At 41.7% G+C, this 26,465-nt stretch carries 25 protein-coding genes; 12 read left to right on the top strand and 13 right to left on the bottom strand.

Features of this window, described 5'->3' with window-relative positions; genetic code table 11:
• Nucleotides 1-47: 47 nt before the first annotated feature.
• The 3 genes from F897_RS09530 to F897_RS09520 all read right to left on the bottom strand — a co-directional run bounded on the left by F897_RS09530 (nucleotide 48) and on the right by F897_RS09520 (nucleotide 4,750).
• Nucleotides 48-1,190 (bottom strand): phospholipase A, encoded by a 1,143-nt coding sequence (locus F897_RS09530; RefSeq protein WP_005235380.1) that lies wholly within the window; start codon nucleotides 1,188-1,190, stop codon nucleotides 48-50.
• Between the two features lie 22 nt (nucleotides 1,191-1,212).
• Nucleotides 1,213-4,152 (bottom strand): insulinase family protein, encoded by a 2,940-nt coding sequence (locus tag F897_RS09525; protein WP_005235378.1) that lies wholly within the window; start codon nucleotides 4,150-4,152, stop codon nucleotides 1,213-1,215.
• A gap of 148 nt (nucleotides 4,153-4,300) precedes the next feature.
• A complete protein-coding gene (locus F897_RS09520; RefSeq protein ID WP_004786033.1) occupies nucleotides 4,301-4,750 on the bottom strand; it encodes a GNAT family N-acetyltransferase in 450 nt (149 codons plus the stop codon).
• A gap of 261 nt (nucleotides 4,751-5,011) precedes the next feature.
• On the opposite strand from F897_RS09520, the gene F897_RS09515 reads away from it, so the two are divergent.
• The 3 genes from F897_RS09515 to F897_RS09505 are packed head-to-tail and all read left to right on the top strand — an operon-like array spanning nucleotide 5,012 to nucleotide 6,980.
• Nucleotides 5,012-6,016: an adenosine kinase gene (locus F897_RS09515; protein ID WP_005235376.1), complete on the top strand. Its 1,005-nt coding sequence runs from the start codon at nucleotides 5,012-5,014 to the stop codon at nucleotides 6,014-6,016.
• Between the two features lie 14 nt (nucleotides 6,017-6,030).
• The gene (locus tag F897_RS09510; protein WP_373684488.1) at nucleotides 6,031-6,339 is read left to right on the top strand and encodes a Rieske (2Fe-2S) protein; all 309 of its coding nucleotides are present in this window, start codon (nucleotides 6,031-6,033) and stop codon (nucleotides 6,337-6,339) included.
• Nucleotides 6,340-6,359: 20 nt separating this feature from the next.
• Nucleotides 6,360-6,980, top strand: coding sequence for an OB-fold-containig protein (locus F897_RS09505; RefSeq protein WP_005235372.1), 621 nt, complete (start codon nucleotides 6,360-6,362; stop codon nucleotides 6,978-6,980).
• A gap of 58 nt (nucleotides 6,981-7,038) precedes the next feature.
• On the opposite strand, the gene F897_RS09500 is transcribed toward F897_RS09505, so the two are convergent.
• Together F897_RS09500 and F897_RS09495 are read right to left on the bottom strand one after the other, a co-directional pair.
• The gene (locus F897_RS09500; RefSeq protein ID WP_005235371.1) at nucleotides 7,039-7,713 is read right to left on the bottom strand and encodes a YidB family protein; all 675 of its coding nucleotides are present in this window, start codon (nucleotides 7,711-7,713) and stop codon (nucleotides 7,039-7,041) included.
• Nucleotides 7,714-7,826: 113 nt separating this feature from the next.
• Entirely contained in the window at nucleotides 7,827-8,297 is a 471-nt protein-coding gene (locus F897_RS09495; RefSeq protein WP_005235370.1) for a DUF6231 family protein, read from the bottom strand.
• Between the two features lie 35 nt (nucleotides 8,298-8,332).
• On the opposite strand from F897_RS09495, the gene F897_RS09490 reads away from it, so the two are divergent.
• Nucleotides 8,333-9,205 (top strand): DUF2797 domain-containing protein, encoded by an 873-nt coding sequence (locus tag F897_RS09490; RefSeq protein WP_005235369.1) that lies wholly within the window; start codon nucleotides 8,333-8,335, stop codon nucleotides 9,203-9,205.
• A gap of 117 nt (nucleotides 9,206-9,322) precedes the next feature.
• On the opposite strand, the gene F897_RS09485 is transcribed toward F897_RS09490, so the two are convergent.
• The 3 genes from F897_RS09485 to F897_RS09475 all read right to left on the bottom strand — a co-directional run bounded on the left by F897_RS09485 (nucleotide 9,323) and on the right by F897_RS09475 (nucleotide 12,228).
• Nucleotides 9,323-11,188 (bottom strand): SurA N-terminal domain-containing protein, encoded by a 1,866-nt coding sequence (locus F897_RS09485; RefSeq protein ID WP_005235368.1) that lies wholly within the window; start codon nucleotides 11,186-11,188, stop codon nucleotides 9,323-9,325.
• Nucleotides 11,189-11,318: 130 nt separating this feature from the next.
• Nucleotides 11,319-11,591: an HU family DNA-binding protein gene (locus F897_RS09480; protein ID WP_004786051.1), complete on the bottom strand. Its 273-nt coding sequence runs from the start codon at nucleotides 11,589-11,591 to the stop codon at nucleotides 11,319-11,321.
• 157 nt (nucleotides 11,592-11,748) lie between these two features.
• Complete coding sequence (locus F897_RS09475; RefSeq protein WP_005235367.1) at nucleotides 11,749-12,228, bottom strand: phasin family protein; 480 nt, start codon at nucleotides 12,226-12,228, stop codon at nucleotides 11,749-11,751.
• Nucleotides 12,229-12,433: 205 nt separating this feature from the next.
• On the opposite strand from F897_RS09475, the gene F897_RS09470 reads away from it, so the two are divergent.
• From F897_RS09470 to fdx, 8 genes are all read left to right on the top strand, one after another.
• A complete protein-coding gene (locus F897_RS09470) occupies nucleotides 12,434-13,084 on the top strand; it encodes a hypothetical protein (protein WP_005235366.1) in 651 nt (216 codons plus the stop codon).
• Nucleotides 13,085-13,195: 111 nt separating this feature from the next.
• A complete protein-coding gene (locus F897_RS09465; RefSeq protein ID WP_004786058.1) occupies nucleotides 13,196-13,669 on the top strand; it encodes an Rrf2 family transcriptional regulator in 474 nt (157 codons plus the stop codon).
• A 1-nt stretch (nucleotide 13,670) separates the two neighbouring features.
• A complete protein-coding gene (locus F897_RS09460) occupies nucleotides 13,671-14,888 on the top strand; it encodes an IscS subfamily cysteine desulfurase (protein ID WP_005235364.1) in 1,218 nt (405 codons plus the stop codon).
• 104 nt (nucleotides 14,889-14,992) lie between these two features.
• A complete protein-coding gene (gene iscU, locus F897_RS09455) occupies nucleotides 14,993-15,379 on the top strand; it encodes a Fe-S cluster assembly scaffold IscU (RefSeq protein WP_004786061.1) in 387 nt (128 codons plus the stop codon).
• A 36-nt stretch (nucleotides 15,380-15,415) separates the two neighbouring features.
• Nucleotides 15,416-15,736: an iron-sulfur cluster assembly protein IscA gene (gene iscA, locus F897_RS09450; protein WP_004786063.1), complete on the top strand. Its 321-nt coding sequence runs from the start codon at nucleotides 15,416-15,418 to the stop codon at nucleotides 15,734-15,736.
• A 132-nt stretch (nucleotides 15,737-15,868) separates the two neighbouring features.
• Entirely contained in the window at nucleotides 15,869-16,384 is a 516-nt protein-coding gene (gene hscB / locus F897_RS09445; RefSeq protein ID WP_004786065.1) for a Fe-S protein assembly co-chaperone HscB, read from the top strand.
• 39 nt (nucleotides 16,385-16,423) lie between these two features.
• A complete protein-coding gene (gene hscA, locus F897_RS09440) occupies nucleotides 16,424-18,283 on the top strand; it encodes a Fe-S protein assembly chaperone HscA (protein WP_005235361.1) in 1,860 nt (619 codons plus the stop codon).
• A gap of 15 nt (nucleotides 18,284-18,298) precedes the next feature.
• Nucleotides 18,299-18,637, top strand: coding sequence for an ISC system 2Fe-2S type ferredoxin (gene fdx / locus F897_RS09435; protein WP_004786069.1), 339 nt, complete (start codon nucleotides 18,299-18,301; stop codon nucleotides 18,635-18,637).
• Between the two features lie 71 nt (nucleotides 18,638-18,708).
• On the opposite strand, the gene F897_RS09430 is transcribed toward fdx, so the two are convergent.
• The 5 genes from F897_RS09430 to aspA all read right to left on the bottom strand — a co-directional run bounded on the left by F897_RS09430 (nucleotide 18,709) and on the right by aspA (nucleotide 26,436).
• Nucleotides 18,709-20,199 carry an adenylate/guanylate cyclase domain-containing protein gene (locus F897_RS09430; protein WP_005235359.1) on the bottom strand — a complete coding sequence of 497 codons (1,491 nt, stop codon included), beginning with the start codon at nucleotides 20,197-20,199 and terminating at the stop codon, nucleotides 18,709-18,711.
• Between the two features lie 57 nt (nucleotides 20,200-20,256).
• Nucleotides 20,257-20,691 carry an HIT domain-containing protein gene (locus F897_RS09425; RefSeq protein ID WP_004786072.1) on the bottom strand — a complete coding sequence of 145 codons (435 nt, stop codon included), beginning with the start codon at nucleotides 20,689-20,691 and terminating at the stop codon, nucleotides 20,257-20,259.
• A gap of 226 nt (nucleotides 20,692-20,917) precedes the next feature.
• Entirely contained in the window at nucleotides 20,918-24,379 is a 3,462-nt protein-coding gene (gene mfd / locus F897_RS09420; protein WP_005235357.1) for a transcription-repair coupling factor, read from the bottom strand.
• 124 nt (nucleotides 24,380-24,503) lie between these two features.
• Nucleotides 24,504-24,863 (bottom strand): hypothetical protein, encoded by a 360-nt coding sequence (locus F897_RS09415; protein WP_005235355.1) that lies wholly within the window; start codon nucleotides 24,861-24,863, stop codon nucleotides 24,504-24,506.
• A 124-nt stretch (nucleotides 24,864-24,987) separates the two neighbouring features.
• Nucleotides 24,988-26,436, bottom strand: coding sequence for an aspartate ammonia-lyase (gene aspA / locus F897_RS09410; protein WP_005235353.1), 1,449 nt, complete (start codon nucleotides 26,434-26,436; stop codon nucleotides 24,988-24,990).
• Nucleotides 26,437-26,465: the final 29 nt, after the last annotated feature.

The raw sequence follows: 26,465 nt of genomic DNA, 5'->3' as shown, positions 1-26,465 counted from the left end.
ATAAGCAAAAAAACCACGCCTAAGCGTGGTTTTTTACATGAAACACATTAGTACCAATTCATTAAGGACACACCTAGACCCACATAGGTCGCACGATGATTATAATCAATCAGACTTTCACCATAACCATCAAAGAGCTGGAATTGACCGCGTAGACGCCCACTGATCGGAAATGACCAATCGAACTGTACTGCACCACGGTTATCATCACCACCTTTAAGTGTATGACGCAACATCAAAGAAAAATCGTGGGCATTATGACGATAAAACGCAGTTAAATCCCCACGTCCGATATAGTTTTTAATCTCGGGATTATTGTCATCAGCCCGGTCTTCTTCGATACGATACCAAGGGCGTAGCATCATGGCGAAGTTGTCTTTTTCAAAACCGAGATTCAGCATTACCCGGTTCCAGCTACGAGATAATGGATCCGAACGGCCATTTGATTGATGATTCAGGGTTAGTCCCAGCATGCGCCAGTTCAAACCAAACAGATCATAATTGGTACGGAAGATCAGGCTGGCTTCAGGCTCATAATTAGTTTCACGAAATGGTCGGGACTCTTCCGAGTTATACACCTGCCAACGTGAAGACTGGGTATAGCCCAGCCAGAGATCACCATTGTCACCCAGAATATTTTCAACTGCCTTGGTTTTTAAAGATAACTGGAATTTACCCTCAATCGAGGTCAAATTCTGGTCTTCTTTAACCGTGTTATTTGGGTTTTCACTTTGCGGAAACTCGTTTTTCTTGGAAGTCCAGAACCCTGGCATCAAATAAATCGGCTGATAGGAACGGATATTCCAGGTACCCAGTTTACTTTCCGGCGACAGTTCCCAACGACTATCCAGCAAAGATAAAGCCGGAGTCAGCTTTGATCCTTCTGAAGCATAGATATTGGAAACGGTCTGTTCAATTTTCGCTTTGAGGTTATCGGGTTCGGGCGCAATTTCTATGGCTGCACGCCGTTCAGAAACAATCTCAGGCTTACTATCGGCCGGTATTTTAAATACCGCATCATAACAGGCCAAGCGTTCTGAATTGGTTTCAACCGCAGAGCAAGCCTCCGCCGTTGCCGGCATCGGACTACTCGCTACAGTTTTATCTTCCGCATTTACTTGCGTCCCAACTACACAGCCAAGCAAAACGCCCAGCTGCAAAGTTGAGCGCTTAATAGAATTAAGCGCCATCCTCTATCCTCATTGTTTTTATTTATTGAACTTGCTGAATTGTAAAGCCGAGTTGTTCTAAAGTTTCTCGTTTGGCAAATGGCGCAACCACCGCTTTTGAAGCTTTCTGTTCAACCAGATAAGTCTGTGCAACACGTTTCAAGTCATCTAAATTGACATGCAACAAACGTTCCCGAAGCTGTTTACGGAACGCTGGTGTACGTTGATGCAGGTAGGCATAACAGGCGGTAATTGCTTCACCTGCTGGTGAACCCGGTTTATCCATACTGGCAATTAAGCCTAAGATAGCTTCTTCCAGCTGATGCGGTTGTTGAGGTGCGTTAAGTAACCATTGAATACTTGCATCAAAGTCCTGGAAAGTTTCTGCTAAGCGTGGATCGCGATAACTATAGAAGCGGAATGAACATGCATTGCCGTCATAGCTTGCGCCACCACCATAAGCACCGCCTTTTTCACGGATTGCGCTATGCAGATAACCATTACGCAAGTAGCCTGCCAATACCATCAAGGCAGCAGCATCAGGATGTGAAACTTCTACCGCAGGATAAGCTGCTGCACAGAACTGCACATTGGTCTGAATCAACCAGGCTTCATCATTGCTGTGATTAACTTTTTCAACCTGAGTCAATTCTGCAGGTGCAGTATTCACTTCCAGCTTATCCCAGACATTTTGAATTTCTTCAATCAGACGCTCAGACTGCTGTTCTTCACACACCAACAGGAATTGTTTTGGTGCTTGCAGCAAGACTGCATGAATGCGTTTTAATTCATCAATCATGGCGTCATAAGCTGCTGGCTCTTTTTCAGCCTGATTGACCAAGTTAATCAGCCAGTTCAAAGCACCCAGACCGGTATTATGATAATCACGCAAGGCTAGAGCGCTATGCTGACGTGATGCCACTTGCATCGCATAGCTATGACCCGAACCGGAAATACGTGATTGCCAGCGAGTTTTACGCTGTTGTAATAACTCAATAATACGGCCTTTTTCATCAAAGCGTAGCTGCTCAAAACCGATCTTTAACAGACGGATCGCATCCAGATGGCTAGCCAAAGATTTAGTCGTTAAAGTTAACCACGCACTGATCTTGTTTTTGTCATCCACTTTAGAACGCAATGAAGCGCCCATGCCCAGACCACCACTGACTGCTGTTTGCAGTTGCTGGAATTGCAGGTAATCATATTCACCCGCACCGACTTCACCCATTAAAATAGACAATAGGTTGAAATACGGTGATTGCACCACTTCATCTGGAATTTTCACCAATACCTGTTGGTAATAAATCCCATTAGTACCTGCATGATAAAGATTCAACGGCGTATCTACGCGGTTACAGATAATCTCACGCAACTGGCCTTGAACAATCTGCAATTCCGCAGGCACATCTTCCAGACCGACTTTAGGTAACAGATTCAAATCGTCTGGGGTATCTTGGCGGATCTTTAATGCTTCAGTTTGGGCATTGATCTCTGCTTTTTGCTCTTCAGTTAAAGCTTTACCAATTTCAGCCAGACGTGCTTTTTCTTCTTCCGCTTCTTTGGTAGATTTGCTTGCATCTGGAACTAAAGTCAGTTGAACACGGTGCGGGTTATCTAAAAGATGATCTTTAATCAGATTTGATAACCACATTGGATCCTGTAGCTCTTCTTTTACTGAAGCAATCGCAGAATCAACATCCCAGACTTCAACCGGATCACGATGATGAATTGCACTGCTTAAACCGCTCAAGATCAGGCTTAGACCATAAGGTGTACCATCACCATTGATTTCACGCTGATGCAGCTCAATCTGATGCAGGATCGCATCTACTGCCTGTTGATCAACAGGTTTAGATGCAACATCTTCCAGAACTTTGAAAACACCATTTTTGAATTCTTCAGCATGTTCAGGATTTGAACCTTGAACCGCACAGTAGAAAGTCATTTCAAAGTTGGAATCATCTACGCCCATGAATGGACCAGTTGACTGTGCATAACCACAGGTTTCCAAGTAATGACGTAGTGGAGATGCTGAATCTTCCAGCAAAATCCCTTCAACCAGACGCAAGCCTAAACGTAGCTTGATATCACTCGCCTCCGGCAATAACCATGACAATACGTGATAAGTCTTGTCCTTCAGATCCTCAGCATCAACTGCATAGGTTTCTGTTACATTGAGTGGCGCAGTTAAACGGGTTTCTGGCGTTGAATAAAGTGTTTCACCTTTTCCAAATTTAGACAGCGCCAGATTTTCAAACTGTTCCTGTAACTCAGCAGCAGACTTATTGCCAAAGGTCATAAATACAGCATTACTTGGATGGTAATGCGTTTTATAGAAGTTCACCAGCTCCTCATAAGTCAGGTCTGGAATATCTTTAGGATCGCCGCCTGAGTTGTAGTGATAAGTGGTGTCCGGGAATAAGTGATGCGCCAAAGTATGATAAAGCTGATCTGAAGGTGAGCTCATTGCCCCTTTCATTTCATTAAATACCACGCCTTTATATACCGGTTCGCCATTTTCCAGTTCAATACGGATACCTTCCTGAGCAAAATCCAGCGGATTCAGGTTCGCAGCGAAAGCCGCATCCATATACACTTCTAATAAGTTCTGGAAGTCCTTATCATTTTGAGTTGCGAATGGATAAGCCGTCCAGTCTGCCGCTGTAAAGGCATTCATAAAAGTATTAAGCGAACGGCGAATCATCAGGAAGAACGGATCACGTACCGGGAATTTTTCTGAACCGCACAGTGCAGTATGTTCCAGAATGTGCGCTTCACCTTTTGAATCCATTGGCTGAGTGCGAAACGCAACCAGAAAAACATTTTCATCATGATTGGTCGCCAGATGATAATGGGTGGCTCCAGTCACTTTATGCTTATATTCAGACACTAAAATGTCTAAAGCTTCAACATGTTGTTGACGTACCAACTGAAACGCAGGATGTACAGTTTGAGAAATGGTTTCAGTGACATCTACAGTCATGCGATCTCCTAATGCTTAAATTAAAAAATTATTATTCGCATTATAGCTGTAGTTGTTTGAATTATTCACGCAGAAAACCGAGGATTTTGATCGAATTAAGTAAACCTGATCATCTGATTTTTTAAATGATCAGGTTTGGCAATGATCTCTAGATCATATACTTGAAATAGTTATAACTCGGGTGGTTTTCAACAAAGACGTAGTTCTGTTTCTGATAGAAACTGGCTGCCAGTTTGGTGTCGGTCTGTAAACAAAGTGCTGAATAAAATGGCCGTGCCAACTGCTCCAGATAAGCCAGAAGCTGCTTACCTACACCATGTTGACGATATTTTGGATGCACATAGAAACGACGTACCCGTCCAATCCGTTCTTCAATGCCGTTATCACCCCATTGCTGGTTTAATCCGCCACAGGCAATCAGTTTATTGCCATCATAGGCACAGGCCAGAAATTCATTAGTTTGACTGAAACAGTTTTTTCCAGTGCGGTATTCTTCAATTAACTTATCAATCAGGTCATAACCTTCTTTACGCGCCAGTGTCGCTAGAGTGTCAATCTGATCAGGGAGTTGCTCGGCTGTTACAATCTTAATATCCATATACCCACACTGTTTTAGATGATTGTTCAAATGTCGCACCAGTATAACTGCTTGGTACTCTAATCTTATAAATAAAATCTAACCTTTAAATCAATGCCTGTACTCTCCACCGTTTAAAAATAAACCAATTCTTAGACCAAAGATTCAAGCTGAATAAGTTAGAGTATTTTTTAAAGTATTCTGAAAATGTTTCAGTGAACTACAGCAAACCCGAGCAATCGTGTAAACTTAGCACTTTCATTTTTAATGTGATATTTGAATATGTCTACTGTTGACCTTTTTGCGATTGGCAATGCGCTGATTGACCAGGAATTTAAAGTTTCTGATGAGTTTTTAACTGCACATCACTTGCAAAAAGGCACCATGCAACTTGCGGATGGTGAAGCTCAGGCTACTCTGTATCAAAATTTAAAAGCAACTCAAACCTATAAAGGTCAGGCTTCAGGCGGTTCAGCAGCTAATACTACGGTTGCATTTGCAGCTTTGGGCGGCTCTGCATTCTATGCCTGCCGTGTCGGTGATGATGATCTGGGGCATATCTATCTGCATGGCTTAAATGAAGCTGGCATTAAAACTACAACCCAATCGATCAGCGAAGGTGTAACTGGCACCTGTATGGTTCTGGTCAGCCCAGATTCTGAACGTACCATGCATACCTATTTAGGTATTACTGCTGAACTCACAGATAAACAGATTGATTTCCAGCCATTAACAACCGCTAAATGGCTCTATATCGAAGGCTATCTATCCACTTCAGAAACAGCGCGTCAGGCCGTAAAACAGGCGCGTGAAATTGCCAAAGCCAATGGGGTTAAAATCGCATTTACCCTTTCTGATCCTGCCATGGTGCAATATGCTCGTGCCGGTCTGGATGAAATGATTGCAGATGGCGTTGATCTCTTGTTCTGCAACCAGCAAGAAGCATTGATGTATACCGAAACAGATACCATCGAAGCAGCTCTAGCTAAACTCAAGAAATTAAGTCAATACGTTGTCATTACAATGTCAGCTGATGGTGCGCTTATTTCCAATAATAGTGAAACCTTTACTGTACCGGGCCGTGCTGTAACTGCAGTGGATGCCAATGGTGCTGGCGATGCTTTTGCGGGTGCTTTTTTATATGCACTTAACGCAGGTCTTGGTTTAAAAACAGCAGCAGAACTGGCAATTTTAGTGTCTAGTCAAGTGGTAGCGCAATTTGGTCCACGTCTGGCTGTTTCAGAATACACAGCATTATTAAAAGATGTTCTTAAGGAATGTGCTTAATGTTAAAAATTTGCATGACTGACGATATTCCAGAGCGTGAAGCGCGCTCTTTCGAACTTCCAAATGGGGATACAATTTTTATCACCCAGCGTGATGGTTCGTTTTATGCTTACCAGAATATTTGTCCACATTTACAGGTAGAACTGGAATTTCTGGAAAACCAGTTTCTGGACCGTGATCAGGAGTTTATTGAATGCTCTACTCATGGTGCGCTGTTCGTAGTAGAAAGCGGTGAATGTATTTCTGGACCTTGCCAAGGTCAATCACTTGAAAAAGTTGATATTACCGTGCATTCTGATGGTGGAATTTATCTTTCAGAATAATAGCTAAAACGGATTTTGCCATGCCTGAGTTTTTACTTGACTATAACCTGATGCCATTTCATCTCAGTTTATTGTTCATCATTCTGCTTGGTATGGCAAAAACAGTTGCCTTCTATTTTAAGCTTAAACCCAGTCAACTCCTGAAACGCATTTCCCCATATGACTTTCAGAATGTTGAATGGCTAAATGTTAAATTTTCCAAAACCCTGATTGTTTTTTTCTTCTTGATGAATTTTAGCTTTGCCGGCTATTTGCTTCAGTTTCTGATCTATTCACAGGAATATCATTTCTTACCTGCCTATTACATCATTCTACCGGCATTGATCATTGCGATTTTCTTTACCGTATTTATGATTCATTGTCTGGATCAGGTCATTCCACCTAAATATAAAAAGAATGATGTAAACCTGTTAGGCCGTTTAGCCACAATTTCGAGCGGTAATGCCCGACCCGGGTTTTCTGCCCAAGCGCGAGTTCGGGATGAGTATGGTCAGTTGCACTATGTTCAGGTCGAACCTGAATTTGGCGAACTGGAATTTCAGTCTCAGATTATTTTAATCCGTCTTAGAAAATCGCATTATGTGGCCAAGAAGATCTGTAAATCCAACCGACTCTTTAGTTTGAATCTGGAAGAAGCTTAAAGAATTCAATAGAAAAAATCCCGGCTAAAAGTCGGGATTTTTTATTGGATAGATAGATTTATTTTTTAAACAAGCCTGAGACCATATTCAATACATTCTGAATATCATTATTGGCTTCCTGCTTGCTGGTTTGCTCACCTTGTGGTGTCAGTGAATCAATAATCTGCGGCAAGACCTGAGAAATGGCGCTATAGACATCCTGTTTAGGCACATGGGTCTGTTCTGCGACCTGTTCTACTTCCTGGTCATCAAACAGGTTTTGTACCTGCTGCGGATCAAGATTGGCATTTTCACCCGGGCCAGTAGAGACCCAGTCATCGACCTGGCTATTTAAACCTTGTCCTTTGAGTTTGTCCAAGGCTCCTTGCAAACCGCCCTGTTTCTGAATCCAGGCCAAGACCAGAGGCAAGACAGCAATCAATAAAGTCTTTGTCGTTGAACTGCCACCCAGTCCAGAACTCGGTCGAGCGGAAGATTGACTCCCACCTCCGAGCTGACTGAGTACAGAACCTAAAATTGCGCCTAGACCATTTTGCTTGTTTTGCTGTTGTGAGTTTTGATGCTGCTGATTTGGATTCTGGTTTTGCTGACTGGCATTATTGATATGACCCAATACTGATCCAAGAATATCTGCCAATCCCCCTTGCTGGGATGAACGCTGCTGGGATTGCGACTGGTTATTTCCCAAGGCTTGCTTGGCCAGCATTTCCACAATACTACTAAGATTGGTCATAACTCATTCCTGTATACGACTTCTCTACAGAATAGAGTCTTGACTCCTATTTTCCATGCAGGATTTTGTTAATATTTGCAATATTGATATAAGACCTTATCAGCCCTCCAGTTTTACCAGCGATATTTATCCCAATTTTCAGGGTTAGCCCAGAATTTAGAGTTAAACCAGTCTGGCACATGTTTATAAGTCAAAATATTGAATTGCCAGAGTGCAAAATCTACCCCATGAACTGTCTTGTCAATCAGCTGGGTCAAACCCAGAGACCTGAGCAGTTTCTCATCCTGCAAGCGACTCACCACAACCAGACGTTTTGCAAATAAATCACGCATTTTAACCAGAATTTGACTCTTCTGCTGTTCTGACAATGCTAAGGTTTCAGGAGTATCCAGCATCACTATTGCCAGGTCATAACGCTGTTGAAAAGGCAGATTTAAAACCTCAGATACGTTAAAATAGTGCCATTGAATAGATTGCTGAAATTGAGATTGGGTCAAATCCTGCCCGATACAAATAGCAGTATGAATTGGCTGTTCCTTAGCGAAATCGTCTAGCATTGAAGTGATGACATTCTGTTCAGCCATGACTGCATCCTTATGATTTAAGTGAGTAATTTTTTATGGAACTTCAGGGCATTTGCCATAAAATGCACGTCGGTCTTACAGACCTTAGTGTAACTGATCAAAATACCCAGCGGGCAAATGTTGAATATAAATTAATATTAGATGGATCAGAAATTAACCTTCCATTTCAGTTAGGTCAGGAAATCGAGATTGAATGGACAGGAAATATCTATTGTGTTTTTTGCGGCAAAAAAACTTCTAAATCATTCTCACAAGGCCACTGTTTTAAATGTTTTAAAACTAAAGCTTCATGTGATATGTGCATCATGAAACCGGAAACCTGCCATTATCATTTAGGTACCTGCCGGGAAGATGAATTTGCACAGAATGTCTGCTTCCAGCCACATATTGTTTATCTGGCCAATTCCAGTGCATTGAAAGTCGGAATTACCCGTATCAATCAAATGCCGACTCGTTGGCTGGATCAAGGTGCAACTCAGGCGCTTCCTATCATGAAAGTGGGTTCTCGCCGGCTTTCCGGTAAACTGGAAGTGATGTTTGGCACCCAAGTCGCAGATAAAACTGACTGGCGTAAATTACTCAAAGGCGAAGCGGAACCTTTAAATCTGATTGAAGTTCGCGATCAGCTGATTGAAGAATTTGCACCAAAAATCCAAACCATTCGTGAAGAGTTTAATCAGAATTTGCAGTTTAATGAGAATATTGAAGTACTGGACAAGGAATTACCGCGTGAGTTCATTTATCCGGTAGAGCAATATCCAGACAAAATCAAATCTCACAATCTGGACAAAACTCCAGTGATCCGAGGCAAATTACAAGGAATTAAAGGTCAATATCTGATTCTAGATACTGGCGTGATTAATATCCGAAAATATACAGGTTATGAGCTGATTTTTAGAGCGGAATAAAATAGCCGGATTTTAAAAGAAAGCTATATGCTCTCTTTTTTATTTTCGATATGATTTATTTCACTACTCAGAATAATAAAAAAACCAGCCCTCAGGCTGGTTTTTTACAATCGGATCTTATTTGATTTTTGCGTGAGATTTTAAGTAACGCGTATAGTCATCAAATTCTTGTTGACCACGAAGCTGTTGATATAATTTCACCAGTTCACTACGTTGCTCTGCACTTAAAACATCGATCGGATTTTTCTTCACTTCAGAAACTGCCACAACAACCAATTCATTTGGCATATTTGCTGTCGTTACTGACCAGTGACCTGCTTTAGGCGCTGGTACGCTAAATGCTGCACGTTGTACATCACGCTTAAGCAGACCTTCTGCGCGTGTATAGATGCCTGCATCTTCAAATACCAGTTTACCTTTCGCAACTGATGCTGCAGGCTTGGTTTTAAACTCATTTAATGCAGTTTGCACTTCAGCTTTAGCCGCAGCAAATGCTTTATCTTGAATCAGTTTCGCTTTTACTGCTGGTTTAGCTTCTGCCAGTGTCTGCTCACCCGCTGCATGATAATTGCGAACTTTTACCCAAGCCACATCACCATTGGCTAACTGAATGCTTGACGATGCATTACGGTCGCCATTTTTCACGTCATCATTAAATAGTTTAACTTTGACAGCCGCATTACTTAGCAATGGATCACGTGTCGCAAGGGTCACACCATTTGCTTTCTGAACTTGAACACCCTTCACTTCCTGAGCAACAACATCCAGCGAGTCCGCACTTACGACCATGTCATTCAGACTGTTTACCGTATCAGAGAATGCATTAGATTTTTTTGCTGCCAATACTTCTTCAGATAAACGTGCTTTTTGAGACTCAAAAGATGGAACTGCCACATCAGGCAATTGGACTGAAATAATATGGTAGCCATAATCTGTTTTAACAGGCGCTGAAACTTGACCAGATTTTAAAGATGCAACAGTCTGATCAAAAGTAGTACCGAACACGCCTTTTTCATACACAGCAATAGCACCGCCTTTAGATTTAGATTCAGGATCTTCAGAGTATTGAGCTGCTGCTTGTGTAAAAGTGGTACCGGCTTTGATTTTAGCTGCAATTTCGTTTGCCAGTTTTTTGGCTTCAGCATCGCTACGACTATCAGCAGTCACCAGAATATGTTTAACCTCTGGTTTCACATTCTGCTTCTGGTCAGCCACAAATTTATTATAGGCTTCCTGCAATTCTGCATCACTAACCGCTACATTGGCAGTATCAATATTGCTCGCCTTGATCACCACATAATCCACATCAACGCTAGTTGGTTGCTTGAACTGGGATTTGTGCTTTTCATAATATGTTGCAATATCAGCTTCTGATACTTTTACTGCTTTTTTATAGCTGTCCAGATTCACGCTAGCGATATGAATATGACGCTGTTCAGTTTGCAGATCTGCAATTTGCTGCATTTCTACCGGACTGACCAGTGGATAATCCATAAAAGTAGAAGACAGCATTTTCAGTGCATGGTCTTTACGTAAACTTTCTACTAAAGCATTGTTGGTCATGCCAATTGATTTCAGATAATTTTCATATAAAGCATTGGAAAATTTGCCATTCTCCTGGAAAGAAGGCTGCTGTGAAATCATTTGTGCGATCTGCTGGTCACTCAGGCTAATTCCCAGTTTTTCTGCCTGTTGCAAAAGCAAGGTACGCGCAATTAGGGTATCCATCGCTTTTTGATCGATGAAGCTTTGATTTAATAAGGTTTCATCACCATTGGCATAACTTAAGTATTGTTGTTTGAATGATTTTGTCAGTGACTCTAATTCTTGTTTAGAGATATCAGTTCCATTGACTGATTTTGCTGCATCAGAATTCCCGCCGCTAAAATATCCTTCAATACCTACAAGCGCTAAAGGGGTTAAAAACAGAACGAGCAAGACCTTGCCCAACCAACCCTTAATAACTTTACGAAAAGATTCCATAAGTATTCCAATATTTTATTTGCAGAGGATTTTAACCGAAAAAACCCATTGAATGAATGTGTTAATCAAAACAATTAAATCTATCAATAAAAAACGCGCCAAAGAAGGCGCGTTTTAGGATTGAAGCAGCTTAAGCAACAGCGTCTTTTAAGCCTTTACCTGCTTTGAAGCTAGGTACTTTGCTTGCTTTAATTTCAAGAGTAGCACCAGTTTGTGGATTACGGCCAGTACGTGCAGCACGCTCTTTAACGCCGAAAGTACCGAAACCAACTAGAGTTACTGTATCACCCGCTTTTAAAGCTTCAGTAACAGAAGCAATTGTAGCATCTAAAGCTTTACCTGCGTCAGCCTTAGATAATCCCCCTTTCTCTGCAATTGCATCAATTAATTCTGATTTATTCATGAAAACTACGTCCTCTTAATATCGTTTATTTAAGGTCCAAGAATTTGTTTAAACTACCATAACGCCTTTATAGCAATGCTTTAGGTATAAACGCAATACTTATAAACCTCTTTTTTTTTAAAATATATGCGAAAAAAACATTGAATTATGAAGAAAATCATTTTGTGTGTATTTTTTCCGATAATTCTTTCTGTATTTTTTCTTGCTGCAAGGTCAATTCATCAACCTTGGCATGCAACTGAAGAATTAAACGCTCCAGATGTTTTACATCCTTCAGTGTCACTAATCCTATACGATTCAAGGAATGATGAACAGAGTTGTCGATCAGTTTTTCAGCCTTATCTTTGGTATCTGTCACAGATTCGTGTGCTTTCTCGGAGACTTTTTCCACAGTTTGATCTGCAATATCGACTGTTTTGGATTCCAGCTCTTCTCCGACCTTGACCAGCGAGTCAAACAGTTTATTGCCTTCTTCCTCTGCGCGGGAAAATGCCCCAAGGCCAGCTAACCAGATCTGCTTGGTATATTTACGAAAGTCCAGCATCGAACGTCGCTCTGAGGCAGACTTTGACTTACCCTTCACTGGTTTTTCAATCAATTCCTGATCTGTATCTTGTGTCGTTTTTGTTTTATCCATGTACACGACTCCTGCTTATTTTCTATGCAAATATCATAAAATTATCTACAAAATCACCGCATAATAGCAAATTTAGGGCTTGATAGATTTGCTAAAGTGTTCTACAAAGCACTTTATTTCAAGTCTAATTTGATTTAACCCTGAAATCTTTTACTCAGCAGGATGCTTTTCCATTTTAATTTTCAGGTAAGGATTGGTTGTATATATGAGTGAATCGCAACAAAGTCAAAATCAACCACATTTGTTGCTTACGATGACTTTGATCGTTTTAGAAACAATATTCACGTTCATTCTCAAACATGACCGTGTTGTTGCACTTCAGGCGAAGAAGTTTGTAGATGAGAATATTACAATAAAAATCAATAGTTATATTCCATATTTTGATTTCTATATTCAGTTTACCAAAGACGGGCTGTTATTTGACTATAAAGCACCAGGCAGAGTTATTGATCTGGATGTTCGCACCACTTTAATGGATCTGATTAAGATCTTTATCTTTGGCAATCGCAGAAGCATTCGTGCGATGCGTATTGACGGGAATCAAGTTTTAAAAGACGAATTCCGTGATTTACTGACTTTATTTGCCTTACCTAAAGTATTGTCCGACTGGAAACACTGGTTATCTGAACCACCAGCAGATGAGACCGATATTGTTTCATCAAGAAAACGTATTGCGCCTTTATTAAAGAAAATTGAAGATCAACGTTCTAAAATTAATAGCCTGCAAGTTGAAGTTAAACAGTATCGCAACCGCATTAAACGTATGGAACGCCGTCAAAAGCAGATCAATATGGCCTTTAGTATAATCACAGTACTTTTGATTGCATTATTAGTGTATAATTGGATCAGTGCGTAATTCTTTCAATTTCAGAAAATTAAATACGCTCGCCATTCACAAAAATAACTTGACTAATTTAGTCGGGATTCATAAAATCTACACATCTAGTCTAACCATGTGTATCGAATCATGCGCCTAACCACTCGCGGTCGCTACGCAGTGACTGCTCTACTTGATTTAGCTTTGCAGCCATCTGAACAAACGATCACGCTTGCTGAAATTGCAGCACGTCAAACTATTTCTGTTGCCTATCTCGAGCAGTTATTTGCGAAACTAAAACGTCATGGTCTAGTTTCGAGTGTTCGCGGTGCCAATGGTGGATACCATTTAGCACGCAGCGCAGATGAAATTACTGTGTTAGCAATTATTGAAGCTGTAAACGAAACAGTTGATGCGACTCGCTGTGACCATAAAGGCAACTGCCAAAATGGCGCGATGTGCTTGACTCATGATTTATGGCAAGAACTCTCCCATCACATTGCCGATTATCTCGCAAAAATCACCCTTGCTGACCTTGTAGCCCGTGACAACGTACAAACCGTGTCATTACGCCAAAATTCAGCAAACATTGATTCAGCCCTTTTATCGGTTACAGGTATTTGACATGAAACGTCCGATTTATCTTGACTATGCAGCAACAACTCCGGTAGATCCTCAAGTTGCAGAACGTATGATGGAATGCTTAACTTTCGAAGGCACCTTCGGTAATGCAGCATCTCGTTCACATGCTTATGGCTGGCAAGCGGAAGAAAAAGTTGAATACGCCCGTGAACAAGTGGCGAATTTAGTAAAAGCTGATCCGCGTGAAATCGTATGGACTTCGGGTGCAACAGAATCTGACAACCTTGCATTGAAAGGTGTAGCTCAATTCTATGCATCTAAAGGCAAACACATCATTACTTCTAAAATTGAACATAAAGCAATTTTGGATACATGTCGTGAGCTAGAGTCTGAAGGTTTTGAGATTACTTATCTTGATCCGCAACCAAAAACTGGCTTAATTACTCCAGAAATGGTTGAAGCAGCAATCCGTCCAGATACCATTCTTGTTTCCCTAATGATGGTAAACAACGAAATCGGTACGACAACTAATGTTGCTGCGATTGGTGAAATCACCCGTGCGAAAAAGATTTTCTTCCACGTTGATGCCGCACAGGCTGCGGGTAAAGTTGAAATCGATCTTTCTCAATTGAAAGTCGATTTGATGAGCTTCTCTGCACATAAAATTTATGGTCCTAAAGGTATTGGTGCCCTGTTCGTACGTCGTTCACCACGTGTACGTCTAAAAGCACAAATGCATGGTGGCGGTCATGAACGCGGTATGCGTTCAGGTACTCTTGCAACTCACCAGATCGTTGGTATGGGTGAAGCATTTGAACTTGCAGGTAAAAATTTACAGTCTGAACAAGCTCGTTTACGTGTACTTCGTGACAAGCTTTGGAATGGCTTACAAGGTCTTGAACAGGTATTCCTGAATGGTCACCCAACTCAAAACGTTGCAAACTACCTAAACGTAAGTTTCAACTTTGTTGAAGGTGAATCATTGATGATGGCATTGAAAGATGCAGCGGTATCTTCAGGTTCAGCATGTACGTCTGCAACACTTGAACCATCTTATGTACTTCGTGCATTAGGTCTTTCTGATGAGCTTGCACATAGTTCGATCCGCTTCAGCTTTGGTAAGTACACCACTGAAGAAGATATCGATCACGTTTTAAATATTACTAAAGCTGCTGTTGAGAAATTACGTGAACTTTCTCCGCTTTGGGATATGTACAAAGAAGGTATCGACCTTTCTACAGTTGAATGGGCTGAGCACTAATTTTTGACTCTGAGATAGCTGTATTTATATCGCTATCTCATTGATAAAAAATTTTTAATCCCCATATTTATATTAAGGCTGACCCCGAGTTTTGGAGAAGCAATATGGCTTATAGCGAAAAAGTAATTGATCATTACGAAAACCCACGTAACGTTGGTGTTTTAGACAAAAATGCAGAAAACGTTGGTACTGGTATGGTCGGTGCACCTGCTTGTGGTGACGTAATGCGTTTACAGATCCAGGTTAATGATGAAGGCGTGATTGAAGAAGCACGTTTTAAAACTTATGGTTGCGGTTCTGCAATTGCATCAAGTTCATTAGTGACTGAATGGTTAAAAGGTAAAACCTTAGACCAAGCACAAGCGATCAAAAACATTGATATCGCAAATGAATTGGCTCTTCCACCAGTAAAAGTGCACTGCTCTGTATTGGCTGAAGATGCAATTAAAGCGGCTGTTGAAGACTACCGTAACAAGAAGTCTAAAGCTTAATCATTCGTTTTTTGAAGAAAGATTCACGGAGTTTTCATGATCCACTTAACTGAAAATGCAGCAACTCATATCAGCAATTACCTCAAAAGTCGCGGTAAGGGTGAAGGCATTCGTGTTGGTGTGAAAACTTCAGGCTGTTCTGGTCTTGCTTATGTTCTTGAGTTTGTTGACGAAGTCGACACTCATGACCAGGTCTTTGAACAGTTTGGTGTTAAAGTTTTCGTAGACCCAAAAAGTCTGGTTTATCTCGAAGGTCTAGAAATGGACTACGTGAAAAACGGCTTGAACGAAGGCTTCGAATTTAATAACCCAAATAAAAAAGGCGAATGTGGTTGTGGTGAGTCATTCACTGTCTGATTGCAACAATAATTCTCTTTTTTCAGCATTAAAACAGTGTGAAATACACTGTTTTAATTGCATTTAGGCAAGTTATTTTAATTGTCATCAAGCTTAATCATTTTTGCATATTAATCGCGGACTCTATCTCCCATGAATCATTTTGAGTTGTTCAATCTTCCTGTAGCACTCGATATTGATTTAGCCACTTTAAAAGCAGAGTTTTTAAAGTTGCAGCAACAATATCACCCCGATAAAGCTGAAGATAAAGATCAGGCTTTGATTAAATCAAGCGAGATCAACCAGGCATTCAAGGCTTTGTCAGCGGTTGATAGCCGTGCAGCTTATTTACTGTCTTTAAAAAAACAGGACTATCATCTGGATCAGTCTATTAGCGATTTTGAATTTCTTCAGGATGCGCTGGAAATTCGCGAACAATTAGATGAAGCCTCATCTGCTGAAGATCTTTCTTCTCTGAAAGTTGAAGTTCAGCAATGGATTGATGGTCTGGTTCGTGAGTTCAAAATCGACTATGAAGATGAAGACTGGGGTGAAGCTCGCGATACCGTGCGTAAACTGCGTTTCTTTGTTAAAGTCATGGCGGACATCGACAAAGCGGAAGACCGTTTCCTGGATGATGACAGCTTTGATCTTGATGATGAATTTTAATTTTTCTATTTAATTTTAACGTGCAAAGGATGTAACACTATGGCTCTCTTGCAGATTGCAGAACCAGGTCAATCAAGTGCACCACATGAACACCGCATTGCGATTGGTATCGATTTAGGCACCACCCACTCTTTGGTTGCCACGGTTCTTTCAGGTCAAGCCAAAGTACTCAAAGATGAACAAGGTCGTGTGTTACTTCCTTCTATCGTTCATTATGCAGCACAAAGCACTGAATATGGCGATGATGCCAAACCTTTTATTACCACCGATCCTAAAAATACGATTGTATCCGTAAAACGTTTTATGGGTCGCTCCCAAGCAGATATCAAATTCCAGCATCCTTATGCCTTGGTGGGCGAAGCGAATGAAATGCCAGCATTTGAAACTGCACAAGGTCGTAAAACGCCAGTTGAAATTTCTGCGGAAATTTTAAAGCAGCTCAAAGAACGTGCTGAAGCCAGCTTAAAAAATGAGATTAACGGTGCCGTGATTACGGTTCCTGCATACTTTGATGAAGCACAACGTCAGGCAACACGTGATGCTGCGCAACTGGCTGGTTTAAATGTTCTGCGTTTATTGAATGAACCAACGGCTGCTGCGGTAGCTTATGGACTGGATCAAGAAACCAACTTGAGCACAGATCGCAACTATGTGATTTATGACTTGGGTGGCGGTACCTTTGACGTATCCATTCTGCGTTTCTCTCAAGGCGTATTCGAAGTATTGGCGACTGGCGGCCATACTGCTCTGGGTGGTGATGATTTGGATCGTCTGATTCTGAAATGGGCTAAAAAACAGCTTAATATCGAAACCCTAGATGATGCTGAATATGCGCATTTCATTACTGCTGCGCGTAAAGCTAAAGAAGCATTATCTGATGCTGACTCAGTTGAATTAAAGCTGCTTGACCAAAGCCTGACTTTAGATCGTCCGACTTTTGAAGAAATTATCAAAGTTGCTTTGGATAAAACCATCAGCGTATGTAAGCGTGTCATGCGTGATGCTAAGCTAGAACTTGATGATATTCAGAATGTAGTTCTTGTGGGTGGTTCTACCCGTTCATATGCTGTGCAAAAGGCAGTGCGTGATGTGTTTAACCAAGAACCACTTTGCACCATTAACCCGGATGAAGTGGTTGCGATTGGTGCTTCAATTACAGCAAATCAGCTCATTGGTAACAGCAAAGATGGATCATTATTATTAGATGTGACTCCACTTTCTCTTGGTCTGGAAACTATGGGTGGCCTGGTTGAACGTCTGATTTCACGTAATACCGCGATTCCAGTCGCACGTCGCCAGGAATTTACGACCTATCAGGATGGCCAAACCGCTATGCTGATTCACGTAGTTCAAGGTGAACGTGATCTGGTAGAACATTGTCGTAGCTTAGGCCGTTTTGTCCTGCATGGTATTCCTCCAATGACTGCAGGTCAAGCACGCATTGAAGTGACTTTCCAAGTGGATGCAGATGGCTTGTTAACCGTTTCTGCCAAAGAAATGACTTCAGGTGTGACTGCACAAATCGATATCAAACCATCTTATGGTCTGTCGAGTGAAGATACTGAACGCCTATTGTTAGAAGGTTATCAGTTTGCTGAAGAAGATAAAAATCTTCGTCATCTGCAGGAAACCAAGGTGGAAGCACAACGTGAACTTGAAGCACTGGTTCAGGCACTGAAAGTAGATGCTCAATTGATGAATGAACAGCAATTGGCAGAACTGACTGCTGCGCAAGCACGACTTGAGTCCGAGCTACAAGGTACAGATATCAAAGCCATTGAATCTGCAGTAGAACAGCTTAAAATACATAGTGATGCATTTGCTGCTCTGCGCATGAATCAACATATTGATGCTGCCCTTAAAGGCACTAAACTCGACGATTGGTCAAACTCAAACTAATTTAAGGTAAAGACTATGCCACGTATTAAAGTTCTTCCACATGCGCAAATTTGCCCTGAAGGCGCTGAGTTTGAAGTTGAACAAGATGCCAATCTATGTGAAAGCATGCTGAAAAACGGAATCAAGATTGAACATGCGTGTGATATGTCATGTGCATGTACCACTTGCCACGTAATTGTCCGTCGCGGTTTCGACAGCCTTGAAGACATGAATGATGTCGAAGCTGACTTACTCGATCGTGCTTGGGGTTTAGAACCCGACTCTCGTCTGTCTTGCCAAGTGAAGATTGTAGATGAAGATCTGGAAGTTGAAATTCCAAAATACACCATCAACCATGCTTCAGAAAATCATTAAGATTCAAAATCAAAAAACCACGCTTAGGCGTGGTTTTTTATGGTCTTTATTATTTATTTAAATCATAAAAATTAGATGACTTTTGATCGTTCAGCTGCTCGAAATGCTTCATCAGTAGATAAAGGCTCAATCACTTCATCTTCAAGTTTTAATTTCACAATTCCTTGAGAGTTGGTCAGTTGCTGCTGGGTTTGAATGCGTTTAATCATTTTCTCCAGCACATGCAGCAACTCTGGGTAATCATAGTTTTGCACTTCATCCAGATTTAACAGTAAATGGAAACCTTTATATTCATAATCAAACCAGCGTTGATATTCAACTTTCTGGAAGGCATATTTTTCCATCACCTGCCAGGTGCGAACTGGTGCCTTAATCCCTTTCAGGAAAATTGGCTCTTTAGGTGCACATAGATAGTCATTTTTGATCAGGTTATGGGTATCTTCAGAAATCAGGATTTCATCAACTTCCGCAGCACTTTGTAAGCGTGCAGCCAGATTGGCATCACGACCAACAATCGTATAGGCCATACGGTGATTGGCGCCATAGTTCCCCACGTGGCAATAACCGGTTGAAATCCCCATACGGATATGTAATGGCGGATAACCCATTTTGATCCAGCGTTCGCGTAACAATTTCATTTGCTGACGCATTGAAATTGCCATTTCCAGACAGTTTTTAGCATCCTGCTCTACACCATCTGAATGCGGATCGCCAAAGAAGATCAGGATGGCATCACCCATAAACTTATCGACTGTTGCTTCATATTTCTTGGCGATTTCAGTCATATGACTTAAATAGTCATTCAGCAGGAAAGCCAAGTCATCCGGAATCAGAGTTTCAGAAAGCTCTGTAAATCCCTGAATATCCGAAAAGAAAATCGTGAGTTTTTTACGTTTGTATTCGATCTTAGCTTCAGATTCGCCTTTCATGATGGATTGCCATAACTGCACTGGCGCATAACGGCTGAGTTGATTGGCGAATTCCATATAACGGTTCATCTGGTCGAAGTAATGGTTTTTCTTCTGGGTCATATATTGCATACGACCGCTTTGATAGAAATTTCCAACACCAATATAAGTAATCAGACAGATGAAACCTAGTACGGTGAGTTCGGTACTGGTTGGACTGAAATAGCTGGTAAATCCAAAAATACCAATGGTAGACAGATAAAAGATCATCGTGCCAATCAGGCCAGCCAGTGACACCATCATGAATGAAATCTTGTTATTAATGGCAGTATACAGCAATGTGACCACTGCCAGCAGGGACAACACCAGATCCAGATGCACAGCTGCAAGTACAACCGATACGATAATCACATCTAGAACAAAGAAGAAATTACGTTTTAAATTATAGTCGTATTTATAAATCATCCACCGGGATAATTTCGGTGTGATCACCAAGACCAGTGCCAGAAACAACGGAACGAAAATCTGGTAATTGGTATCCGGCTCCGTATAGTGATAGACGATCAGAACCAGAGACAGCATGATATATCCCATCATCCGATGGAAATATTCAAACTGTTTCGGTTCCTGATGAATCCAGTCGTCTAATTGCACTCAATTACTCTCTTAAAGTCCAGAATCCTGAATGGACCATAAAATGTATGTCAACGCTTAGTCCATACGCCAGTCAAATGGCATATCCCCTTGACCGCGTAAAGCCAGCATCAAGGTTTGACGCATATGTGCCAATACTTCACTGCTATAAGGAACTGCTGGAGTACCCCATACCGGCTTAGGCCATGCTACATCATTTTGATAACGCACCACATGATGAAAATGCAGTTGTGGCACCATATTGCCCAAAGCTGCGACATTCATTTTATCGGCACGGAATACACGCGCTAACTGGCTAGATAACCAGCTTGATTCACGTAAAAACTGTTCTTGGTCAGCTTGGCTCAATTCATATAATTCGGTAATGCCTGGTACACGCGGAACCAGAATCAACCATGGAAATTGCATATCATTCATCAAACGACATGTTGATAAAGGAAAGTCGCCTACAAAAAACGTATCTTGAGCAAGTTGTGGATGCAAACTAAACATATCTTTATAAATGATGCAAAATTAGAATGATGGCTAATACTACCATATACAATTGCGACTGAGTATTGTAAGCGGGCGCTTTAGGGCAATTTTGTATGAATTGTGAAGGACAAAACGGCAAACTATTAGCTTAAATAATTTCATATGAAAACAAGCTGATATTCACACTATATTTATAAAAATGAAATATAGCGTGAATATTCATATTCCATGAAATCTAAAAATATTAATTTAGCTCTTTTAATAGGCTATCCAGTAAATCGCTGATGAACTGGATTCGTTTTTGATAATCTTCCAGCATCACCATCACTTTTAATCGCTGGCCGCCTTCCATCCTGAAATATGTCGGATGTTTCTGCATCATCTGGATAATACTCATAGCCTGAACTGGCGTATCTGGCGCAAACTCGATATGGCCACCCTGCCCACCAATGTCAATTTTAGTGATGCCCAATTGCTCGGCTTTAAGACGTAGCTGATGCACAGCAAATAATTGTTTCACCGGTTGCGGCGGAATGCCAAAACGGTCAATCAGTTCCATACGGATATTATCGAGTTTTTCCTGAGTATCAGTATTACTGATGCGTTTGTAGAACAGCAAGCGCTGATGTACATCACCCAGATAATCGTCTGGAATCAGGGCTGGCATATGCAGGTTGATTTCCGCAGTTAAAGACAGTGGCGTATCAAAATTCGGCGTTTTACCTTTTTGAATCGCTTTAGTCGCCTTTTCCAGCATTTCCATATACAGGCTATAGCCGATCGCCTGCATCGAACCACTTTGCTGCTCACCTAGAAGTTCACCTGCACCGCGAATTTCCAGATCTTCGGTGGCCAGCATAAAGCCTGCACCCAAAGTCGAGGCACGTTGGATCGCTTCCAGACGTTTTTCTGCATCACCTTTCAAGGCTTTTAGGGATGGCACTAACAGATAGGCATAAGCCTGGTGATGCGAACGCCCAACCCGACCACGCAACTGGTGTAACTGTGCAAGACCGAGCTTGTCTGCCCGCTCAATGATAATCGTATTGGCATTCGGCACATCAATCCCGGTCTCAATAATAGTCGAGCACACCAGGACATTGTATTCCTTGTGATAGAACTGCTGCATGACCTGCTCAAGCTCACGTTCACGCATTTGCCCATGTGCCACAATGACACGTGCTTCCGGCACCAGATTCCGGATATTTTCTGCAGCACGTTCAATGGTATCGACTTCATTATGCAGGAAATAGACCTGACCACCACGCAGCAATTCACGCAGAATCGCCTCTCGAATGGTGTCGCTGGTATGTTCCTGCACAAAAGTTTTTACAGCCAGGCGGCGTGCTGGTGGCGTCGCGATAATCGACAGATCACGCATTCCACTAAAGGCCATATTCAGTGTACGTGGAATTGGCGTTGCTGTTAGGGTCAGCATATCAACATCGGCACGCAAAGCCTTAATACGTTCCTTATCACGCACCCCGAAACGGTGTTCTTCATCGACAATCATCAGTCCCAGATTATGGAACTGGACATTTTCCTGTAAAAGCTTATGGGTGCCGATGACAATATCAACTTTGCCATCTGCTAGGTCTTCAATGGTTTTGGTATGCGCTTTAGAAGAACCGAAACGGGAAAGTACTTCAATGCGTACAGGCCAATCTGCAAAACGGTCTTTAAAAGATTCATAATGCTGCTGTGCCAGCAAAGTAGTGGGTACTAATACCGCAACCTGGCGATTATTCTGTACTGCGACAAAGGCTGCACGCATGGCGACTTCAGTTTTACCAAAGCCAACATCACCACAGACCAGACGGTCCATTGGTTTAGCCAGTTGCATATCATATAACGTGGCTTCAATCGCATTGGCCTGATCCGATGTTTCTTCATAGGCAAAGCCGCTAGCAAACTGCATATACAGGCTTTGATCAACCTCAAAACTGATACCTGGTTTAGATGAACGACGTGCCTGAATATGTAATAACTCGGCTGCGACATCATGAATCTGTTCCAAAGCTTTACGCTTGGCTTTATTCCAGGCATCTGTACCCAGTTTATGTAAAGGTGCCAGATCTGGATCACCGCCACTATAGCGGCTGATCAGATGTAGATTAGTCACTGGGACATAGACTTTAGCACCTTCTGCATAATCCAGTTGCAGAAATTCATGGTCCTGATCATCGATACTTAAAGTAATTAAGCCTGCATAACGTCCTACACCATAATCAATGTGTACCACTGGCGCACCAATGCTCAGCTCGGTCAAACTGCGGATCAGGAATTCTTCTGACACTTCCTGCTGACGCTTGCGACGACGTTGAACTACACGATGTTCATAGAGCTGATTTTCCGAGATCACACTGATCCGATTTGTCAGAACCAGACCACGTTCTAATGGTGCACTGGTAATCGCAATCGCATGCAGAGATTCAACAAAAGCATCAAAGTTTTCTACGGTCGGAATATCACCCAGACTTGGACGCAGCGCATCTTTTAAGGTTTCACGCCGACCGGCACTTTCAGCGACCAGTAAAACCGGATGATTGGCCGCATCAATATATTTTTTGACTTCGGTAAAGGGCTTTTCACGTTTTGGATCAACAGGCAAGCGTGGTGGTAACTGGGTATCCAGATTAATCACGCCGGCTTTCTCATCAAAAGCTTCTTGTGCCGCAATGATGCGACTAAACTGATTTAGCTGTTCTAAAAGCTGATTGGTCGGACAGAACAGTGCTTCAGGCGGCAGAATCGGCTGATCAATATTATGGCGGCGATCTTCATAACGGCGAGTTACGTCCTGCCAGAACTGTTCTAAACTCTGCTCCAATGCCTTATCTGTAATGACAATGCCATTCTTTGGTAAATACGAAATCAAGGTACTTTGCCCTTGCATCGCTTCATGACTAAAGAATAAAGGCAGGTAGAACTCAATTCCAGGTGAAGCAATGCCATCCATCACATCCTGATAAATTGGATTTTTCTTTGGATTAGCTGTCGGGAAAAATTCTGCATAACGGTCACGGAAAGTAGCACGACCTTCCTTAAGGGGAAATTCTTGTGCGGGTAATACCGTAAATTGTTCTAGAGTTTGCGTAGTGCGCTGGGTTTCCGGATCAAAAAATTTCAGGGTCTCAATTTCGTCATCGAACAGGTCAATCCGGATCGGTGCATCCTGACCTGAAGCATATATATCGATAATGCTACCGCGAACTGCAAATTCACCATGGTCATAAACGGTATCGACCAGATGATAACCAGCCTGAATCAGTTTTTTCTTTTGCTGTTCCAGATCCAGCTTTTGTCCAACTCGAATATCGAAGTGTTCACCCAGCACCCATGAAGTAGGTGCAACACGCTGTGCCAATGTAGAAGCTGCCAGCAACAATACGCCACTTTGAGGCATATTAGATAAAATTGCCAGACGTTCAGAAACGATATCCTGATGCGGTGACAGACGGTCATAAGGCAAAATTTCCCAATCTAGAAATATGGTTGGTTTAATCCCATAAAATTCCAGTTCGCTTTCCAGTTGACCCAAATGCTGGTTATTACGTGCAACAATAACAAATAGGCGCGATTGCTGCTGCTTGATAATTTCTTTCAGCAATAATGCAGTAGACGAGCCTTGCAGATTGCCTAACCAGCGTTTCTCGCCTGCCTTGAGCTTGGGTAAATTAAGTTGGGAAATTTCTTGTTGGAACATGTATATAGCTTTAAAGTCTAAACAACATGAAGCTTATACTATCACGATGATCTGGTGCTATTTCGTTATTTTTATGCAGTCGTTACAGATTGACTGCACAGGATAAAATCAGCCTATGATTCATCTATTTTTTGTCGCGTAAAAAGTTACGATAATAGTCATTTAACTTTTTCACAATCATTTTAAATTGCAGCAAGTTTTCTTCAGTATTTCCTAATCTTGCATTAAAACGTTGATTGGCAATTTCCAGATCAATTTTTTCATTAATGATCATTGCAGTTGAATATAGCGATTTTAAATCATCAAATGTTTTCATACGTCGGTTAGACAAGTATTCCAGCCGCTCACCCAGCTGCTGATTTAAATTAATTCCATCCACAATATAACCAGTCCCTTCTATATATTGGATATGATTCTCTTCCAAAAAAGCCTGAGCCGGATCAGGTTTGTTTGATTTAAATAAGTTACTGATTTTATCAAACATGCTATACACTCAATTCATCGTATGATCGATATAGTCTAGATGAAAATGCCCCAAACCCACAGACGGGATTTGAGGCAAATGGTTAAAATCAGCACGAATCTATATTCGGCTCATCTTTAAGCTTTCAGGATACCTGTTCCCATTGATTCATCATTGGGACTTCTGAAACCAAATTTTCAAAGGCAAAGATTTCATCCAGCTGAATTTCACTCAACAAACCCAGCTCCAGCACCACTTCGGGTACAGTTTTATTTTCACGAATACATTGCTTGCCAATTTCATCGCAAGTGGCATGACCTAAAAGTGGCTCCAGTAAGGTGATAATCCCGATACTACGCATCACTGCATTTAAACAGTTCTGTTCGTTGGCCTGAATCCCGGCAATACATTTTTGTTGTAGGGTCTGCATACCTTGAGTTAATAACTGGATGGATTCATTTAAGGATACTGCAATGACCGGTTCCATGACATTGAGCTGTAATTGCCCTGCTTCTGCTGCCATCGTTATAGTCAAGTCATTGCCAATCACGCGAAACGCAATCTGATTGACTACTTCTGGAATAACCGGATTGACCTTGGCTGGCATGATAGAAGAACCTGCCTGCAATTCTGGCAAACGGATTTCCGCCAGACCGGTACGTGGGCCAGAACTCAAAAGACGCAAGTCATTACAGATCTTGGATAATTTAACAGCCAGACGTTTCAGACTGCTCGATAGAATAATAAACACACCACAATCGCTGGTCGCTTCGACATAATCTTCCGCGCCTTTTAAAGGTAGGCCAGTAATTTTCGCTAAAGTGTGTACTGCATGTTTGGCATAACCATCAGGAGTATTCACGCCGGTTCCAATGGCTGTCGCACCCAGATTCACTTCCAGCAATAACTGACGCATTTGTTCTATCAGCTTCAGGTCTTCTTTTAATAGAGTCGCGAAAGCACGGAATTCCTGTTCCAGGGTCATTGGAACCGCATCCTGTAACTGGGTACGCCCCATCTTGATCACATACTGAAACTCTGATGCCTTGCTATATAAAGTATCAATCAACGATTTTTGTACATGAAGCAGTTCATCCAGACGTGTATATGTCGCTAGACGTAGTGCCGTGGGATAGACATCATTGGTCGATTGCGAAGTATTCACATGATCATTCGGATGCAAGATATGGTAATCGCCTTTACGATGCCCGAGCAATTCTAGCGCCCGATTTGCAATAACCTCATTCGCATTCATATTAATAGAAGTACCGGCTCCCCCCTGATAAGGATCAAGCGGAAATGCTTCCTGCCAATCCTGAGGTTGATGAATCAACTCATCACAGGCTTGTTGAATAGCAGTACTTTGTTGTTCTGATATTTTCTGAAAATGTAAATTTGTTTGTGCTGCTGCTTTTTTAACTTGCGCCAATGCGCGAATAAAGTGTGCTTGCTGGCCTACTGCCAGACCTGAAATCTGAAAATTTTCAATCGCACGCAAAGTATGAATACCATAATAGCTGTGCTGGGGAATCTGCTTCTTACCCAATAAATCCTGTTCAATTCGGCTTGATTCTATTTGCAACATATTGTCCATGTCATATTACTCTTAGCGATGATGCGCCA

Origin of the sequence: Acinetobacter variabilis, assembly GCF_000369625.1 — a bacterium.
In the GTDB taxonomy this organism is placed as follows: Bacteria; Pseudomonadota; Gammaproteobacteria; order Pseudomonadales; family Moraxellaceae; genus Acinetobacter; species Acinetobacter variabilis.
This window is presented reverse-complemented; position numbering and strand designations above follow the sequence as displayed.